The sequence below is a fragment of the Undibacterium sp. FT79W genome (assembly GCF_014284215.1).
GTDB classification, from domain to species: domain Bacteria; phylum Pseudomonadota; class Gammaproteobacteria; order Burkholderiales; family Burkholderiaceae_D; genus Undibacterium; species Undibacterium aquatile.
Window position 1 is genome coordinate 341,649 of the sequence record NZ_JACOGB010000001.1, and the last position, 18,881, is coordinate 360,529.

Annotated in this window: 15 protein-coding genes; 6 read left to right on the forward strand and 9 right to left on the reverse strand. The window is 52.3% G+C overall.

The window, feature by feature from the left end; genetic code table 11:
* Nucleotides 1-71 precede the first annotated feature (71 nt).
* The 3 genes from H8K38_RS01520 to H8K38_RS01530 all read right to left on the reverse strand — a co-directional run bounded on the left by H8K38_RS01520 (nt 72) and on the right by H8K38_RS01530 (nt 5,591).
* Nucleotides 72-2,912 carry a TonB-dependent receptor domain-containing protein gene (locus tag H8K38_RS01520; protein ID WP_186883015.1) on the reverse strand — a complete coding sequence of 947 codons (2,841 nt, stop codon included), beginning with the start codon at nt 2,910-2,912 and terminating at the stop codon, nt 72-74.
* A gap of 389 nt (nt 2,913-3,301) precedes the next feature.
* Complete coding sequence (locus H8K38_RS01525; RefSeq protein ID WP_186883016.1) at nt 3,302-4,909, reverse strand: glycoside hydrolase family 10 protein; 1,608 nt, start codon at nt 4,907-4,909, stop codon at nt 3,302-3,304.
* A gap of 292 nt (nt 4,910-5,201) precedes the next feature.
* Complete coding sequence (locus H8K38_RS01530) at nt 5,202-5,591, reverse strand: hypothetical protein (RefSeq protein WP_186883017.1); 390 nt, start codon at nt 5,589-5,591, stop codon at nt 5,202-5,204.
* Between the two features lie 250 nt (nt 5,592-5,841).
* Between H8K38_RS01530 and H8K38_RS01535 the strand changes: the two genes are divergently transcribed.
* On the forward strand, nt 5,842-6,714 hold the full coding sequence (locus tag H8K38_RS01535; protein ID WP_255422784.1) for a phytanoyl-CoA dioxygenase family protein: 873 nt from the start codon (nt 5,842-5,844) through the stop codon (nt 6,712-6,714).
* Nucleotides 6,715-6,760: 46 nt separating this feature from the next.
* The gene (locus tag H8K38_RS01540) at nt 6,761-7,582 is read left to right on the forward strand and encodes an acyl-CoA thioesterase II (RefSeq protein ID WP_186883018.1); all 822 of its coding nucleotides are present in this window, start codon (nt 6,761-6,763) and stop codon (nt 7,580-7,582) included.
* 118 nt (nt 7,583-7,700) lie between these two features.
* Here the strand turns inward: H8K38_RS01540 and dacB are convergent, their stop codons facing one another.
* Nucleotides 7,701-9,146: a D-alanyl-D-alanine carboxypeptidase/D-alanyl-D-alanine-endopeptidase gene (gene dacB / locus H8K38_RS01545; RefSeq protein ID WP_186883019.1), complete on the reverse strand. Its 1,446-nt coding sequence runs from the start codon at nt 9,144-9,146 to the stop codon at nt 7,701-7,703.
* A 196-nt stretch (nt 9,147-9,342) separates the two neighbouring features.
* On the opposite strand from dacB, the gene H8K38_RS01550 reads away from it, so the two are divergent.
* A complete protein-coding gene (locus H8K38_RS01550; RefSeq protein ID WP_186883020.1) occupies nt 9,343-11,316 on the forward strand; it encodes a U32 family peptidase in 1,974 nt (657 codons plus the stop codon).
* Nucleotides 11,317-11,405: 89 nt separating this feature from the next.
* Here the strand turns inward: H8K38_RS01550 and H8K38_RS01555 are convergent, their stop codons facing one another.
* From H8K38_RS01555 to H8K38_RS01570, 4 genes are all read right to left on the reverse strand, one after another.
* Nucleotides 11,406-12,734: a ferric reductase-like transmembrane domain-containing protein gene (locus H8K38_RS01555; RefSeq protein ID WP_186883021.1), complete on the reverse strand. Its 1,329-nt coding sequence runs from the start codon at nt 12,732-12,734 to the stop codon at nt 11,406-11,408.
* Between the two features lie 15 nt (nt 12,735-12,749).
* Nucleotides 12,750-13,061 (reverse strand): hypothetical protein, encoded by a 312-nt coding sequence (locus H8K38_RS01560; RefSeq protein WP_186883022.1) that lies wholly within the window; start codon nt 13,059-13,061, stop codon nt 12,750-12,752.
* 339 nt (nt 13,062-13,400) lie between these two features.
* Nucleotides 13,401-13,934 carry a cytochrome b gene (locus H8K38_RS01565; protein ID WP_186883023.1) on the reverse strand — a complete coding sequence of 178 codons (534 nt, stop codon included), beginning with the start codon at nt 13,932-13,934 and terminating at the stop codon, nt 13,401-13,403.
* A 162-nt stretch (nt 13,935-14,096) separates the two neighbouring features.
* Nucleotides 14,097-14,900: a YdcF family protein gene (locus H8K38_RS01570; RefSeq protein WP_186883024.1), complete on the reverse strand. Its 804-nt coding sequence runs from the start codon at nt 14,898-14,900 to the stop codon at nt 14,097-14,099.
* A 290-nt stretch (nt 14,901-15,190) separates the two neighbouring features.
* Between H8K38_RS01570 and H8K38_RS01575 the strand changes: the two genes are divergently transcribed.
* Both H8K38_RS01575 and H8K38_RS01580 read left to right on the forward strand, forming a co-directional pair.
* Nucleotides 15,191-16,294 carry a Tat pathway signal protein gene (locus H8K38_RS01575; protein ID WP_186883025.1) on the forward strand — a complete coding sequence of 368 codons (1,104 nt, stop codon included), beginning with the start codon at nt 15,191-15,193 and terminating at the stop codon, nt 16,292-16,294.
* A gap of 236 nt (nt 16,295-16,530) precedes the next feature.
* Nucleotides 16,531-17,484 (forward strand): amidohydrolase family protein, encoded by a 954-nt coding sequence (locus H8K38_RS01580; RefSeq protein WP_186883026.1) that lies wholly within the window; start codon nt 16,531-16,533, stop codon nt 17,482-17,484.
* Nucleotides 17,485-17,689: 205 nt separating this feature from the next.
* Here the strand turns inward: H8K38_RS01580 and H8K38_RS01585 are convergent, their stop codons facing one another.
* Complete coding sequence (locus H8K38_RS01585; protein WP_186883027.1) at nt 17,690-17,965, reverse strand: hypothetical protein; 276 nt, start codon at nt 17,963-17,965, stop codon at nt 17,690-17,692.
* A 309-nt stretch (nt 17,966-18,274) separates the two neighbouring features.
* Between H8K38_RS01585 and H8K38_RS01590 the strand changes: the two genes are divergently transcribed.
* Complete coding sequence (locus tag H8K38_RS01590; protein WP_186883028.1) at nt 18,275-18,850, forward strand: hypothetical protein; 576 nt, start codon at nt 18,275-18,277, stop codon at nt 18,848-18,850.
* Nucleotides 18,851-18,881 lie beyond the last annotated feature (31 nt).

The following is an 18,881-nucleotide window of genomic DNA, read 5'->3' on the forward strand; positions in this document are numbered from 1 at the left end:
ATTCATTCTGACCCTAAATAAAAAAATCCCCGACAGCGATGTTGGGGATTTTTTTGTCAGTACAACCGTGATTACTTGAACTTGTAATTCGCCAGCAAGGTGAATGAGCGGCCGCGTGGGTCGGCGACGCGTGGTTCCCATGAGCTGCCGGCGCCAGAGTTGCTGTCGTAAGTGATGGCAAATGGTGGGTCGGTGTTCAGGATGTTTTTGATCCCTGCGGTCAGCGTCATGTTTTTGATGCCGCTGTATGTCGCGCTCAGATTAAAGGTGGAATAGCTTTTCACATCAGGATTGTAATCCGATGGGGAAACCAGACCATTGAGCACGCCAGGCAAGACCTGATCTTTATAACCAGAGCGGAAGATTTGCGAGAACATGGTTGTCCAGTTGCCTTCTGTGTAGGTCACATAAGCAGTGTGCTTCCAACGCAGACCTAAATCACCGGTAAAGGTGAAACGACCGACTTCGCTTTCGCCATAAGGTGCATTCGCAGTTGGGCGGGATTTTTTCTCCAGCAGATAAGAGCCGTCAATCGCCGCTGTCCATTTGCCATTCCAGATGCTGCCATTCGCATTCGCACCGACTTCCAGACCACGGGTGATACTTGAACCTGCATTCACCCAGCGCTGGTCGATCTGCACAATCGCACCGCTGGCGTCACGGATAAACTGTGCGCTGAACAGATTGTAGTTTTGCAGCATGGTGGTTAAATCCAGCGAGGTAATGGTGTTTTCCTTGCGGATTTCCCACAAATCCATATTCGCGCTGAAACTTTTACTTGGTGCCCAGACCACGCCGACAGTCGCTTGTTTCGCGGTTTCCGGTCCCAGATTGGCTTTGCCGCCGGTCAGGGTATTTGGTGTGATGATGCCGCAGCCGGATTTAGTGCTGTCTGCTTTCAGGCCAGGGCACGTCGCTGGATCGACCAGATCTTTACCAGCGTATGGCGACTCGGTAATGCCGTTAAACAATTGGTTGAATGAAGGTGCGCGGAAGCCGGTGTTATACGAACCACGGAACAATACCTGTTCGACCGGTGTGTAGCGGAACGCGACTTTCGGGTTGAAGGTATTGCCGAAACCCGTGTAGTGATCCTGACGACCAGCGAGCGTGACTTCCATGTTTTTAAAGACCGGTACCAGGAACTCTGCATAGATCGCGCGGATATCGCGGCTGACTTTAGGCAAGGCATTTGCATCATCAAACGGTGCATTCAGAATCGCAGGGCGGGTATTGGCGGCGCGTGCATCGCCGTTAAACGTATATTCTTCTTTACGCAGATCAGTACCAACCGCTGCCATGACCGCACCGGCAGGGAGCTTGAAAATTTCACCAGAGATTGCCGCATCAGCTTGCGTCAACGTGGTTTTACCGCCGTACAGCACCACTCCTTTGGCTGAAGTGCTGGCGATCAGATCCAGCGCGGCCTGTGATTGCTTCTGGCCTGGCAACAGGAAAGGATTAATGATGCCGGTGCCGAGTGCATTCGCCAGCGCGACCGTGTAGTTATAACCGTTGCCCAGTGTTGATTGTGATTCGCTGTAGGCACGTGACAGACCGACGCGGTAATCCCAGTTACCGATCTGACCATCGGCGCCGATTTGCAGGCGGGCGGCATCGGTGCGGGTGCTGATTTCACGGTTGCCGCATTCCATACAACGCCAGCGATAAGCGATAGGCGCGCCGTAGTTGGATTTAATGCTAGGCAAAACGGCAGCGATGGAATTGAATACCATGTCATACGCAGCGCCGGTCTTAGGATAGAAAGATGAGACCGGGAAATTGCTGCCTGGCGACACCTGATTCGGAGAGAAGCTTTTCGACACATCGACGCGGGAACCGACCAGTTCAGCGAACACCTGATGTTCACCGACTTTGAATGTGGCACGCGAAACGAAATTATCGTTGGTCACCGGTTGTTGCAAGACGGCGGCGCGACCGGTATCCCAGGCGCACGCATATTTGGATGAGGCGACATCCCAGATTTTGTAATCATAAGCAGCCATACCGTCGATGGAGTTACAACCCGCGCCACCCGGCAGATTCAGCACGTTGACTGCATTCATCGCCTGGTTTGTGCCCGGCAGGATAGGCCCGGTATTGCTCTTGTTACTCATGATGGTGTTGGCCAGCGACGTGGCAAACACGGTCGCAAACGGGGTACCGCGTGTATCGACCGACAAACCACGATTCGGCTGGAAGGTATTCACAAACGAACGCTGATCGCCGCGCAATGCCTGATTCTCGCTGTGGGTGCCGGTAATCAGCACGTTGTAGCCATCGGTATCAAGATTACCAAAGCCGCCGACCATCGATACACGATGGATGTCGGCGCCGCCTTGTTGCGTCAGATCAGTGAATGCCTGTGCTTCGATGCCGTTGTAGTTTTTACGCAGGATGAAGTTAATCACACCGCCGATCGCATCGGTACCGTAAGTCGCGGATGCGCCGTCTTTCAGAATTTCAACACGCTCAACCGCCGCCATAGGAATCGAATTCAGATCGACTGCGGAACCTTTCATGCCGTGTGTGGCGATACGGCGGCCATTCAGCAAGACCAGCGTGCTATCGGAACCCTGACCACGCAAGTTGGCGGACGTGGCACCGTTATTGCCGCGCTGCGCACCAGAGGTAACGTCGGCGTTACTTGCCAGATTATCGGAACCATTGCCATTGATATTGAGTGTTGAGATCAACTGCTCGGCTGTCACGATGCCTGAGGCTTCGAGCTGTTTGCGGGTGATGACTTCGACGGGTAACGCACCTTCGGCAGCGATACGCTTGATGCTGCTACCGGTAATTTCGATACGTTGCGTGACATCGGCAGGTTTTTCCTGCGCCACCGCAGATGTCGCAGAAACGCCAGTCACGCCAATAATGGCGATGCAATGGGCAATGGTTTTCAATTTCACGGGTCTCTCCTCAAATAATTCTGTTCAATGTGCGGTCAGGATGTGGGGCAATCGTCACGGGTTCAGAATGACAAATACCTTTAGCTGCAACATCCGGAAACAAGGCTCTTTTCTTTTTGCACCAATTTGGTTTCATGGTGTCAGGCAAAATCGTTATAACGATATACGCGTTGAGATTCAGACTAGGGTTTTCACTTTGCCGGTGACAAATGAAAAATTCTACGCGGGTAATAACTAAAAGATATAGATCAAAATACCGCTCAATCAGCCTGCATGGCACAGGCTGATTGAGGGGGCTTGATGCTGAAAATTAATTTTTTATGTGCTTAAAAAAACAGCAGTCTGAGGCTCAAAAAAACCACATTCCGTGCTGTTTTTTTGCTGCTGTATCAGGGGAACTGCACGCTTGCTTGCTGACTTTCCTGTCCTGAGCGACTGATCGCCATCACGGTAATTTGCCGGATTGCACCAGCCTGGGGATCGGCGCTGGTATCGATGCTCAGTTTTGTCGCAGGTTGGACTGAGAATAGCCATTGCTGATCGGTGCGTTTCCAGATCGCCAGCAACTTCGTGTTGGCGACATCGGCGAGCGCGACTTGCAGCGTTTTTCTGTCATCGGATAATTGCAACTGCGGCGCAGTGATATTGCTGCTGTTGAGCCACGGCATCGCCGGGATCAGCGCCTGCGAGGTGTATTTCTCAGCCATCAGACGCTTGCGTATGTCTTTGCGGTTCTGGTTCAGACTGATGACGCTGAAATGGATATGGCCGTTACCGCCGCGCTCACGCACAGCATCGACCTGATTCAGAATTTCTTCGGCAGGCCAGGATTTCTCGCTGTGATCAATGCGGCTGGTATATAAGCCAGGCCAGATCTGACGGCGTTGTACGTTCTGAGCTATCCAGTAGTCATGCAACACCTTGAATGCCTGCGGCGTCTGATTGATGGGCCAATACAACTGCGGCGCCAGATAATCAAACCAGCCTTTTGCCATCCAGAGTTCTACGTCGGCATACAGTTTATCGTACTGACTGAAACCGGCGATGCCCGCTGGTAAACGATCAGGGCGGCCGATGCCGAACGGGCTGATGCCAAATTTCACCCAGCTTTTTTCCTGATGCACGGTGGTGTAAATCGCTTCCACCAGATGGTTGACGTTGGCGCGCCGCCAGTCAGCGCGCATCAGATTGCCGCCGCTCTGCAAATACTTGATCCAGGCTTTGTCATCCGGGAATTCGACTTCGCTGCCATTCGCGGCTTTGATCGGATACGGATAAAAATAATCATCAATATGAACACCATCCACATCGTAGCGCCGCACGACATCGCTGATCACATTCAGCGTTTGCTGCATGGCGATGGGTTCCGCCGGGTCCATCCATAACTGATCGCCATACTGTTTCACGGCGTCAGGCGCGGTTTTGCTGATGTGGTTTTTTGCGGCGACGGTTTTTGCTTGCGCGGTGCGGGCGCGGTAAGGATTAAACCAGGCGTGCAGTTCCAGCCCGCGTTCATGCGCCTGTTCTATCCAGAATTGCAGCGGATCGTAATACGGTGACGGTGGGCGGCCTTGCTCGCCGGTCAGAAATTCTGACCACGGCTCAATCGCCGATGGGTAAATCGCATCAGCGGCTGGGCGGACTTGCAGCACGATGGCATTCAGTTTCATCTGTACTGCATTGTCGAGAATCGTGATGATCTCGGCTTTTTGTTTATCGCTGCTCAGGTCGCGGCGGCTGGGCCAATCGATGTTGGCGACGGTGGAAACCCAGGTGGCGCGGAATTCACGCGGTGTCGGCGGCGTTTCGCGACTCAGGGGCAGTGAAGGCGGTGGTGCGTTGGCAATGATGGCTGACGGTGCTGGCGGGGTTTTAACGCTGACGGGCGGCGAGCTGCAGGCGCTCAGTACAGCGATGAGCACGCCTGCCAGCAAAGCGCGCACGATGTCCTGATGACTGCTTTTGAAAAAAGAGGATGAGGCTTGAAGCGAGATCATGCGTCGATAACGGCGAAAACGAAAAGAGCTGTGATGCTACTGCATTCGCCCTGCACAAACCAGCGTTTATCCGCTGTATATGCATACTCCCCCCTGTTTTTTGAAAAACCAGTGAAATGTCTTAATAAAATAAAGGGTGTTTTTACATACCCCGGGGAGTATCTAAATGTCCCTGAGATGCCCCTGAGATGCTGCCGGAATACCGTTCAGCGGTAGCGGTCGGTATGGCGGCAATCCAGATGGGGCATTGTGGCAGACAGGCTGGGGCGTGAGGCACAGGATGGGGTTAATCTCAGCGGCACCATTGTTGCGACAGCACCAGTATCAGCACCAGCGAAATCACAGCAGCCGATGCGCTGATAATCAGGCTGATATGTTCTATCGGCAGACCGCGGCGGCGTTTATCGGCGAAGATCATTAACTCGCCGATGGTCGTCAGGCAGCTGACGGCAGCGATAAAGATCGTCATCAGCATTGCAAACGCCTCTTTGTCGCTGAGCTCGCGACAATGCGCTGAATACAAATGCGCCAGCTTAAAAATTCTGTCATAGCTGACCAATTCAAACAGCAGACCTGCCACGAACAGGGCAATAACCATCAACGGAATAAACCAGGTCAGGAAATACTTATCGCAGACAGCATCGATGACAATGTTGATACGGCGCTTGATGAAAGCAATCATGAGAGTCTCGTTGTTGACCGGGCTGGTTCGGATCGGAGTAGTTTTACGTGTTCTTTATTTGTCTTCTTTATTCATCTTTTTTATTCATTGTTGACGATGCTAACATTTTTCGGTCAGCGCCTAATGTTTCTATGGTGAAATGATCATCTTCGCGCTATGTTTGTCGCCGTTGCAACAACACATACGCATGGCGATAAAGAAGTGTTGCCGTCAGCGGAATAGAAATTCTATTAAGATAGGCGACTGAGCAATGGATTCAGACAAGAAATTCATACAGGAAATCACGATGTTAACGACGGAACAAATCACCCAATTTACACAAGACGGCTACGTCATCGTCCCGGATTTTAAAACTGCAGCCGAGATCGCTGCGCTGCGGGAACGTGCGGCGCAGATTGTCGATGCGTTCGACCCGGCGCAATCCCGTTCCATCTTCACGACCAAAGAGCAGGAACAACATATCGATCACTATTTCTTAAATTCAGCGAATAACATCAGCTGTTTTTTTGAAGAAGAAGCGTTCGATGCGCAAGGCAATCTGCGTCAGGATAAATCGCTGTCGATTAATAAAATCGGCCATGCGATGCACGATCTGGACCCGGTGTTCAGCGCCTTTTCGCGCGGCCCGGCGCTGGCACAGGTGGCGCAGCAACTGGGCTTGCAGCAGCCGCAAATCTGGCAGTCGATGTATATCTTTAAACAGCCCGGCATAGGCGGCGAAGTGCGCTGGCATCAGGATGCAACGTATTTTGAAACCGACCCGGTCAGTGTCACGACTTTCTGGTTTGCGCTTGAAGACGCAACGCTGGATAACGGCTGCCTGTGGGCCGAACCGGGCGGCCATCGCACGGCGATGCGCGAGCGTTTTGTGCGGGAAGGCGATCTGGTGCGCGTGGAAAAACTCGATGCCACACCGTGGCCGGATGACAGCACCGCCGTGCCGCTCGAAGTCAAAGCGGGCAGTCTGGTCTGTTTTCACGGGCTGCTGCCGCATTACAGCGCACCGAATCGCTCGCCGGTATCGCGCCACGCTTACACCTTGCATGTCACGGATGGCACAACGCATTATTCGCCGCAGAACTGGATACAGCGCGACGCCAGCTTTCCGGTGCGCGGCTTCTGATAAAAATCACCATTAAGATAATCAACAATAATCAAAACGAGAGACTATGACGACCGCAAATACGATGCACCCGTTTGACGAAGCAATACAACTGACGCCACAGGGCGATCATTATCGTGGCCAGACTTCTGCGAAATACGCGAATATGGTCGGCCCGTTTGGCGGCGTCACAGCAGCGACCTTGCTGCGCGCCGTGATGGATCATCCAAAATGCCAGGGCGAGCCGCTGGCGCTGACCGTGAATTTCGCCGCACCTGTCGCCGACGGCGCCTTTGATCTGGTGCCCAAGCTGATCCGCACCAACCGTTCGACCCAGCACTGGAGTATGGAATTGCTGCAAAACGACCAGATCGCCGCGACTGCTACTGCCTTGTTTGCGACGCGTCGTGAAACCTGGTCGGCGACTGAAGCGCAGTTCCCCGATCTCAGTAATCTTGGTGAGGGCGTGGCGATGCCTGCAACCGGATTGCCGGTTTGGGTGAATCGCTACGATGTTCGCACGCTGCGCGGTCATCTTGGACTGAACGCGACGGCGCAGGAAACAGCCAGCGACACGGTGACACAGCAATGGATACGTGATGAGCCGCCACGGGTGATGGATTTCTGTTCGCTGACAGCGATTGCCGATGCGTTCTTTCCGCGTATTTTTATCAAGCGCAAACAAGCGGTGCCAGCCGGAACGGTTTCACTGACCGTGTATTTTCATGCGGATGCAGCGACGCTGACTGCGCATGGTACGCAGCCTGTGCTGGGTTATGCGCGGGCGAATCGTTTTTATAATAATTATTTCGATCAGATCGCTGAATTGTGGACGCCGGACGGCGCATTACTGGCAACGACAACGCAGGTCGTGTATTACAAAGAGTAATTCTGCGTGTGCAGAAAAAAAGGCGGCGCCGCGAGAAATCCGGCGCTGCCTTTTTTATGGCGGTGTTGATTGTTGATTGTTGATTGTTGATGCTGAAATCCGTGCAGTCGTTGGCGTCTCAGGGGCGGCCAGCGGCAACCCAGTTCAGCAATTCATCGAGTGCCGATCTGGCTTTTGCGGCGTCGTCATGGTTAATCATGGCAACAACGATCCACTGCTGATCACGGATATCGCGCACATAGCCGGCAATCGCCGTGGTGTTTTTCAGTGTGCCGGTTTTGATGCGGGCACGCAGCTCGCCAGCGCTGCCTTTCAGGCGTTTGCGCATGGTGCCATCGAGTGCTGCGACCGGCATGCTGGAGCTGAATTCAGGGTTCCATAAACTGCGCGCACCGACCGCTAAAATCGCCGCCATCTGATTCGCGCTGATACGCTCCGTGCGTGATAAGCCTGAGCCGTTTTCCAGCACCAGTCCGGCATCATTGATACCTTGTTTTGCCAGCCAGTTTCTGACGCGGGCATCGGCGGTTTGCACGGTGTTGCCGTTAATTTTGTCGGGGGATTCTGCGCCCAGCGTCAGAAATAAAATCTTTGCCATCGCATTATCGGATTGCTTGTTCACGATACGCAGCGTGTCAGCCAGCGTTTCCGATGCACGTTCATGCAAGAGCGTGGCGTTCGCCGGTACCAGTCCGTCGCGCACCTGTCCTTGCCAGCTGCCGCCCATTTCCTGCCACAGCGTGCGGAACATGTGCGCAATGTACTGATTACGCTCGATGATATTCAGGTGGGTGGTGATTTTGCAGCGACGTGGAAAACCGCCGCTGAGCATGATCTCGATCTGATCTTTACGCTGAAATTCAATAACTGGCGATTTCCATTCGCTTTCCCACTCGGCGCAGGATTTTTCATTGAAATGCAGATGATTGGAAAATTTGATTTTGTCGAGTGGCGTCAGCAAACGGGTATCGATTTTTTCTGTGGTCGATTCGATGGCGAATGAGAGCAGATTACTGTGTATCAGCAAGGCATCGGGAATCACGTTGTAATACGCGTCGGGATGCTCATCAAACGGTGGCGCGCCGATATCGAGGCGTTCAGGTTGAAAATAACTGCGATCCAGAATCAGATCGCCATTGATTTTGCGTATGCCTTGTGTGCGTAAAGCGCGCAGCATGACGCTGAATTTTTCCCAGGTCAGATTCGGGTCGCCGCCACCGCGCAAATACAGATTGCCGTTCAGTACCTCTTTTTTGAGCGGCTTATCGGCAAGAAATTGCGTCTTCCAGCGAAACGTTGGCCCCAGTTCTTCGAGGGCAATCAGGGTCGTCAGCAACTTCATTGTCGATGCCGGGCTGAAGCTGGCATCCGCATTTTGCTGTAACACCGGCGTGGCGGTTGCAGAAGAAAGCGGTACCACCACCGCACTCATCGCCGCAGACGGAACCGGCGAATTGCGGAAAGCGTCTTCCACTTTCAGCGGCAGCGCCGTTTGTGCCAGCAGGCTGGTTGAATACAGCGTTGAAGATAATATTCCCAGCAAGCACGTCGTCAGTTTCAGCATGGTGATCCTCTTTCTTCGATGCTGCATTGTAGAGGAATGCAGCAGGCAGCAACAGTCTGCGGACGGCTTGCAAGCTATGACAGATTCGCTCTGACCTATGCCAATTCCTTATTCGCTCCTGTAAAAAACGCTGCTTCAGGACATAAGCCCTTGATTTCGTTATAATTTCGCCCTTCTTTCGTCACCGGTCACCGCCATGAGCTTGCTCGTTAATCAAACTGAACTTTTATCCCCCGCCAAGAATGTTGATATCGGGCGCGAGGCGATCCTGCATGGCGCAGATGCGGTGTATATCGGCGGCCCGTCGTTTGGTGCGCGCCACAATGCAAGTAATGAACTCAGTGATATCGCCGGGCTGGTGCAATTTGCCCATCGCTACCATGCACGTATTTTTGTGACCATGAATACGATATTGCATGAATCCGAACTCGAACCGGCGCGCAAACAAATCCATCAATTGTACGAAGCGGGTGTCGATGCGCTGATCGTGCAGGACATGGGCATACTCGAACTCGACATTCCACCGATACAGTTACACGCGAGTACCCAGTGCGATATCCGTGGTGTGGAGAAAGCAAAATTTCTCGGTGATGTCGGTTTCTCGCAATTGGTGCTGGCGCGTGAACTGACGATAGAACAGATCAAGGCGATCAAAGCCGAGGTGAAAACGCCGCTGGAATATTTTGTACACGGCGCTTTGTGCGTCGCTTTTTCCGGCCAGTGTTATATCTCGCATGCCGACAATGGTCGCAGCGCCAATCGCGGCGATTGTTCGCAAGCCTGTCGTTTGCCTTATACCCTGACCGATGGCGAGGGCAGGGTGGTGGCGTATGAGAAACATTTATTGTCGATGAAAGACAATGACCAGAGCCGCAATCTGGAAGCGTTGCTGGATGCGGGTGTGCAATCGCTGAAGATTGAAGGCCGTTACAAAGACATGGGCTACGTCAAAAATATCACGGCGCATTATCGTATGCTGCTCGATGAAATTTTAGAACGCCGCCCGGAATTTACCCGCGCCTCCAGCGGCCATAGCCAGATCGCTTTTACACCGGATGTTGATAAAAATTTCCACCGTGGTCACACCGATTATTTTGCCAACGGCCGCCTCGATAATATCGGCGCGTTTGATTCGCCGAAATATGTCGGTCTGCATCTCGGTTACGTGACGAAGATAGGCACGACCTGGTTTGAGATCGAAGCGAATGAGCCCATGGCGAACGGCGATGGCTTGAACTACATGCACAAACGCGAAGTCATGGGCATACAGGTGAACACCGTCGAGCACATGGGCAAGAATGAGAATGCCGACGTCTGGCGCATTTCTCCGAATGAAAAAGTCAGCGAATTGATCGGCCTGAAAGTCGGCATGCTGATCAATCGCAATCGCGATCAGCGCTGGGAACAGGCACTGACCAAAAAATCGGCGGAGCGCCGCGTGCCGGTCTGGCTGACGCTCAGCGACGAAGGCGATGGCCTGACGCTGACCACGCATGATGAAGATGGTGTCACTTCATCAGTGCACACAGCGCTGGCGCTGGAACCGGCGCAGCAGGCCGATAAAGCCGAAGCATCGCTGCGCGACAGTCTCGCCAAACTGGGCAACACCATGTTTGAAGCGGCGAACGTTGATCTGCGCCTGCACCAGCCGTGGTTTGTCCCTTCCTCGGCAATCAATGCCTTGCGCCGCGATGCGGTTGCTGCGCATGAGGCGGCGCGCGTCGCGGCATGGCCACGCCAGCCGCGCACACCGGCAGTCGAGCCGCCAGTTACTTATCCTGAAACCACGCTCAGTTATCTGGCGAATGTGTATAACAGCAAGGCGACGGCATTCTATAAAAAGCATGGCGTACAACTGATCGCTGCCGCGTATGAAGCACATGAAGAAGCGGGCGATGTTTCGCTGATGATCACCAAACATTGTTTGCGGTTTTCTTTCAACCTGTGCCCGAAACAGGCGAAAGGCGTGCAGGGCGTTCAAGGTCAGGTTAAAGCCGAACCGATGACACTGGTGACGGGCGAGGAAAAGTACACCCTGAAATTTGATTGCAAGCCTTGCGAGATGCATATCATCGGCGCGATGAAAAAACACATCCTGCAATCGCCACCACCGTCGTCTGTGCCCTACAGCCCTATGGTGTTTCACAAAACCAGACCTGCTGCAAACTAGTTTTTACAGTATGCATTAAGGTATGCGTTAAGCGAAAAAGCGTAAAAAAAGGCTGAACATGTTCAGCCTTTTTTTATACCTTTGCTGGATCAGCGCATGTCGAATAATTCCTGATGAAAGTCATTCGCAGAAAGACCTTTCGCCAACAAATCCTGGCGCAGCGCTTTGCCGAAATTTTTCGGCCCGCAGAACCAGACGCTGGCAGATGACCATGCCGGTACCGTTGTGCAAAGGCGATCCGCGTTCAGTCTGCCATCGGCATCCGAACGTAAGACATGCAAACGCACGCCAGCTTTGTCGGCACTGGCCTGCACCTTCGCAATGAAGCCTTCATCCGGTGCTGCCGTGCTGTAAAACAAATCGATCTCACGCGCGTCGGCCTGCTCTGCCAGTGACTGCATACGGGCGATGAACGGGGTGATGCCGATGCCACCGGCAACCCAGATCTGGCGCGATTTATTATCGTCAAAGGCGAAGCGTCCATACGGGCCTTCCACTTTGACCAGATCACCGGTTTTCAATGTTGCCGGTAAGCTTGCGGTGTAATCGCCTATGCCTTTAATCAGAAACGTCAGCCTGCCATCATCATTCCAGGCTGAAGAAATTGTGAACGGATGCGGGCCTTCGCTGCGGTTAAACGTCAGGAACGCAAATTGTCCGGCGGCGTGGCCACTCCAGCGGTCTTTCAGATTGATCACCACTTTCAGGACGCGATTATCGGTGTGATACTGAATCTCTTCGATCGCACCGACTGCCTGCCGTTGCGCGCCAACTTTACGGAACAGCGACATCAATGCAGCGATGGTGCCACCCGCCATCAGGACTGCCATCAGCGGCGCGATCAGGTGATCCCAGTAGGTGTACTTCATCAATACCGTGGAATGGAATACCAGCACCAGATATGCAATCGCCAGCAAGCGATGCGTTTTAAAGAAATAGCGATACGGAAAACGTTTAATCAGAGCCAGAGCTATTAACAGCACCATCGCGTAAAACGCCCATTCACCGATCTCTTCAGCAAAGTGACGCTGGCTTTGAAAAAACTGAAACAAGGGCATGGTTTGCTCGGCTGCCGGTTTGCGCGCTGGCCGCGTCAGCCAGCCCCAGCCGACCATCCATTTCGGCCCTTTCGCCCACAGCCAGTGGATAACGGCAATCACTAACGCCGTGATGCCCAGCCATTTATGCAGGCGATACGATTTATCCAGGCCGCCCAGCAGGTTTTCCGCAATCGCCGGTCGTATCGCCAGCAGCATGCCTATACTCATCACACCGATGCCGATAATGCCGGTGTAATTCATGACAGAAGTACGTAAGGCGAAGAAATTATAAGGGTCGCTCAGCACCGTATCGGCGAGCAGCCACAGGACGCTCAACAGCGCGATGAGCAGCAGATATATCCTTTGAATATTTTTCATTGTTAACTTTCAGCATCAGACTTTCAGCCAGCCCTGTTTCATGGCATAGCTAATCATTATCAGCATTATTGCGCTGTAATATATGACTTTCCAGACGAGGCCAGGTTTCTCTTGCGGTGCATTGCCGGCACGGGTTGAAAACTGGAAAGTACCGCGATACGAGAACGCGCAAAATGCAAACATGATGAAGGCCACACCTGTGAGTGTTTGCGGCAGTGACTGAGTTTCCCAAGCGGTGTACAAATCGTAAGCGCCTAGCAGGCCGAAAAAAATGAGCCAGAACCAAGCATGTGGTGCAGTGATTTTTTTTGTTTGAGGAGTTGTCATGCAGAGTGCCTTGAGTTTTTTTAATACCAGTGGCGACGCCGCTAAAGCGGGCTGAAGGTCGCCGGATTTTGCCGGACATTGATGCCTGCGTTGATGCACGACGCTGAGCATTCCAGCATCTCGCCAACGACATCGTCTGCGGCATTGTTGGCGCCGGCAGCGGCGGTTGTTACTGCAGATTATTGCTTCAATATACTACCGGGGAGTGTATTTTAAACCCCTTATTCTACGCTGAGAATAAGGGTAAAACCGAAGATACTCCCCTGTTTTTACTCTATGCCGGGCATTTGGCGCGACATATTTATGGCATTTTTTATCTGATGCCGTTTGTGTTCTGCTTCACTTTTTCCACGGCAGCATACGCAGCATCGTGCCATCTTTGACGATGAAGTGATGCCACAATGCCGCCAGAACGTGGAAGCCGACCACAAAATAAATCGCTTCGCCCACGGTTTCATGGATTTCCTTGATGCTGCTTTTCAGTTCAGGATTCGGTGCGATCAGTTGCGGCAACATCATGCCGAAGAAACTGACATCGCGCCCGCCCGCCTGATAAAACAGCACGCCGCTCAAAGGCAAACCCAGCATCATCAGATACAGCACCAGATGCACCAGATGGGCACTACCGGTTTGCCAACGCGGTCCCGGTAAAGCGGCCGGTGCTTTGAAGGTGAACCGCAGCGCCAGACGAACCAGTACAAATAAAAACACCAGTTGCCCTGCCAGCATGTGTACCGACTTCAACGTGTCGCGCAAAGGCTCGCCTTTCGGAATATCTTCCCTGACCTGAATTGCTGCGAGCGCGACGGCGATCAGAATGAACATCAGCCAATGTAAGGCTGCCGAGAGTGGGTGATAACGTGAAGTTTGCATATTCTTTGTACCTGGTGAAACACTGTGAAAACACAGCGGGTTGGGGAAAAGAAATGGAATGAAAGCATAGCGCATGGCATCCAGTCAACCCGGCATCATGCGGCGGTGATTCATACTAACCGACCCGTCAGCGGTATGACCAGTACAAAGCTATGATCTGCATCAATACATGCGGAGTAAAAAGCCCTTGATGAATGAGAAGTATTCGCGTAGCCAATCGTTATAACGTATGTAAAGCGGCGTCGTTGCGCCGGCAGTCTGCACCGACGACCAACCCAGCCGACGCGCAATCATGCGTGCCCGCAGCACATGAAAATCACTGCTGACGATGAGTATTTCATCGTGCGGTGTCACCGCATTTTTTTCCAGCAAAGGCTGGCTGAACAACAGATTTTCATACGTCGTGGTGCTGCGTTCTTCCTGAATGATGCGTCCGGCCACCAGCCCATGCGCGCGCAGGTAATCGCCCATGATCTGCGCTTCGGCACACGGCAGCGTCCAGTTTTTTCCACCCGTCACCAGTACCTTCGCCGCAGGCAAACGCCGCGCCCATTCCAGCCCCAGATCCAGCCGCGCCGCCAGCGTTGGCGATGCACTGCATTTCAATGAACCCGAGCCCAACACCATGATGGCTTTGACCGCCGCCGTATTTTTGTCGGTCAGCCCGGCGGCATCATTGGTGCGTTGTAAGAAAATGAAAAACAGAATCAGGCTCAGCAACCACGCACCAGCCAGCAACTGCGCCAGCATCCAGACTTTCTGTCGCCACACTCTTTGCGAACGCCAGCGCCCGAATTGCTGCCATTTCCAGCGTAAGACAATCAGCCCGCAACCGATGCACAGCGGCAGCACCACCCCGAAATTCACCAGCCCGGTGGACATCAGAAAAACTGCATCAACGACGAGCAGTGCGGCGATCAATAAAGTGACGGTGGAAAATAACTGACGTAGAACACTGGCAGGCATGGTGTATTTAAAAAGGAAGGCGACAGAGGTGTGAGACCTTAGCACGCCGCGTCGGTAATTTCATCCGGAATAAACGCGGTGTCGGTTTGTCGCCTGCGTCGGGTGGCGACATATACTTCAGTTCAACGAAAAATAAAAAGCAATCCGGGATTTATAAATCAGCATCAATAAACCTTCCGTTTTTTATGAGTAGTATTTGTATGTGATTTGACCTGAATTTATTTTTTTTGCCGTCATCAGCGATATTTTCTGCAACCTCAACATTTAGCTATCTCACTAAGGAATTAACCATGATTTCCCGGCGGGTATTTACACTTTCTACGCTGGCTGCGGTTGGCGGTTTGACGACGTTAACATCGTGTTTTTCGGGAGCAGAGGGGCGTTACGACGTTGCGAGTCGCGATCTTTGGCGGCACAGTGCGGCGATGCCGAATGAAAAAGCGGCGCTCTTGCGTGAGCTGGTGCGCTATGCGACGCTGGCACCGTCGAGTCACAATACGCAATGCTGGAAATTTCATATCGACGACAACGCGATTTCGATACTGCCGGATTTTTCGCGCCGATGTCCGGCAGTTGATCCGGATGATCATCATCTTTTCGTCTCGCTTGGTTGTGCCGCAGAGAATCTGGCGCAGGCTGCACTGGCGCATGGGCTGATGGCGCACAGCAGTGTTGATGCAGCGGCGGGGAACGCACTGCGCTTAGCGCTGGAACCGACGCGTGCGCTGGCGTCTCCGCTGTTTCAGGCTATTCCTGCGCGTCAGAGTACCCGTACTGATTACGATGGCAAACCCTTGACGACACAGGAACTCGATTTATTGCAGCGCGCTGGCAGTGGCAACGGTGTGCGCCTGATCTTGCTGACGCAACGGACGGCGATGGAGAATGTGTTGGAATACGTTGTTCAGGGCAATACCGCACAGATGCAGGATCATGCTTTCATTGCAGAGCTGAAGAAATGGATGCGTTTTAATGCGGACGATGCGATGCAAATGGGCGATGGGCTGTACTCGGCTTTGTCCGGCAATCCATCGTTGCCTTCGTCGCTGGGCGGCGTTTTATTTGATTTGTTTTTCACGCCAAAAAGCGAGAACGATAAATATGCGAAACAGGTGCGCAGTTCTGCGGGGATTGCGGTGTTCGTTGCCGATGGCAGCAGCCCTGCCGATTGGCTGGCGGTGGGGCGCTGTTATGAACGCTTTGCGCTGCAATCTGCGGCGCTGGATATACGTAATGCATTTTTAAATCAGCCGGTCGAGGTGTCTGCATTGCGCCCCCAGTTTGCCAATTTTCTTGGTATCGCGCCGCGCAGACCTGATCTGGTGGTGCGCTTTGGCCACGGCCCCAGAACGGCATCGGCTATGCGGCGACCAGTGCAATCGGTGCTGATCTGAGATAATTGAACGCCGTGAATGGCATCATTTCATGACGACGGCACGTTTTTCAAGGACTTTTTTTTGATTGCTCAGCGTTCAATTCGCCGCCTATGAAAAATCTCTGCCTCATATTTCTTATACTGTTTCCCCCGTTCTGACTACACGCGTCAGCGTCGACGATGAGGGTGTTTTGTGCGAACATCACAGTTACTTTTGAAGTTCGCTTGCCACCCTTTTTGAAAGCTTGCCTCAACATGATCAAACGTATTGTGCTTGTGATCGCTGGTCTCAGTGTTTCTGTTTCTGCGCTGGCGATGTGTGAATCCGAAGAAAAATCTGCTAAATATCATGGTGTCTTGTTTGATGCGATGGCGCAGATTGATCGTGGAATGTACGATCAGGTATTGGCGAAGATGGACAAGTCGGGTGTGCAGGGGATGGCACTGTTCGGGCGTCTGACTCATAAAAGTAATGGCGATGCCGATGTTCTGGCGCTGAAGAAAAATTTTCCGCAGAAATTTATTATCGGTACGCCCAAATGGTTTGATTTGAGGGGCGATGTGTCAGCGATGTATCTGCGTCAGACTTTGTCCGGGTTACGGGACGGGCCGTATCAGTTTGTCGGCGAAATCATGTTTGCGCATGGCGATAAATCTCATGGTGAACAAACCACCAGCGGGGAGCGTTACGTTTCCGCTGATAAACCGAATGTCTTGCAACTGATGCAGGAGCTGCAAGCATTGAAGTCACCGGTGATGACGCATTGGGAAGTGTATAACTGGAACCGCGACTGGCCTGCGTTTCATGCCTTATACGGAAAATTTCCACAACTGACATTCATCTGGCCGCACGCTGGCTTTGGCTCGGCGGCGCAGGTAGAAACGGTGTTGTCGCAGCATGAGAACGTTATTATCAGCTTGTCGAAAACGGAAAAAGACCAGCGCAGCCTCAGCAGCGAAGAAAAATCTGCGCAACTTGGCGGCGCGATGATTGATGACTGTGGCGTGATTCTTCCTGAATGGCGCGCCTTGCTTGATCGTTTTCCGACACGCTTTATGTTTGCCACCGATGCACACAAAGATTTTCGCTGGGATAAATACGGTCACATCGTCAGTCGCTGGCGCCATATTCTCGGCCAACTGCCAGATGAACAAGCGCAAATGATCGCCTGGAAAAATGCAGAACGCGTTTATGGCAAGCCGCGCTGAACGATGCGTTTGGATAGTCGGGTATAAACAAAAAAGTGTGAATAAAAGAGGTCGTACGACGGAACGACTTAGGTCGTTCGTGAGCAATGACGTATGCCGAAACGGGTTTTGATGCCTTCAATATACTAGGGGGAGTATATTTAAAGCCCCTTGTTTTACGCTGACAATAAGGCGAAAAACGCAGATACTCCCCTGAAAATGCTGATTACGGGAGTATCACCAGACCCGAATGCTGATGGGAATTGCGGTCGCCGCGACGGTAGCTGCGATACAGAAATTTGCCATCGGTGTGGCTGCTGCACAGCGTGCAGGAATGGCCTTTATCGATATGCTGCAAGCCAGCTTTTTGTAATTCGATGACCGCAATCGCGTTCAGCGTCAGATGGCAACTGCATGTTTTCCCGAAGATACTTCCTTTATTTCCTGTGAGCCGCATGGGGGGAGCCAGACTGCTTTTCGTGACGTACGTTGATAAAGTCATGGATATTACTCAGCACGTACTCAGCACAAACGCTGGAAGTAGATACGGTCAGGCCAAGTACTCATCTTAGAGAAGTCGATATTGATCAATAACCCAATTTTTCCTCGCTAGTCAGAATTGGCTAACAGATAACTCAATAAGTCAAATTAATTTCTAAAGTGAGTCAAAATTGCAACTATTGCCACGAAAAACTTAAATTTAATTGATTTTGTGCAACAATAAAAATGTGTTTTTGGTAATTGTAAATATCAAATGGTCACTTTTATTGATTAACTTATTTTAAAAAATATGTCTATTTTGCATAAAAAAATGATGCCGCTAAGTAGCCGCATTCCTGCAATGGTATCGTCAGCGCTGTTTGTTTTCGTCATTCAATACGCACCAGGCGCATGGGCAAATGTTGGAGGCACGGTGGTTATCTCCGATCAGACAGACTGCTCTGACGGTCACCAATCTGCTGCATGCGGGTGGGATGGGATGCCCGATCTCTCGCCGTCAAATGGCGGTGGCGGCATTGGTGGCGATGGCGGCGGCGGTAGTGACGGCGGTCGTTCGGAAGCGCCAGCGAAGCGGACAGCTCAACAAAAGGCCGCAGAACAAGCAAAGTGTGATGCTCAGAAAAATGATGACCTGACCGATGCGCGCCTCAAGTATACGCAAAGTATGGGCGTTTGCGCGTCAAAAAATAGCAGTTGGCCGGGCATGTTGTATCAGCAGTGGCTGGAATTGTCGGCAACATTAGATTTGCGATATGAGAATGGCACTATAACAATTGGCGGGGTAGGAATGGACTGTGCATCTACAAGCGGCAGAGCATTCGACAATGCGAAGTGGGGTATCAACCTAAAGTATGATTTTTGTTCTGCAAAAGCACAGAAAGACTAGCGATGATTATCCGACGACCATACTTAGTCAT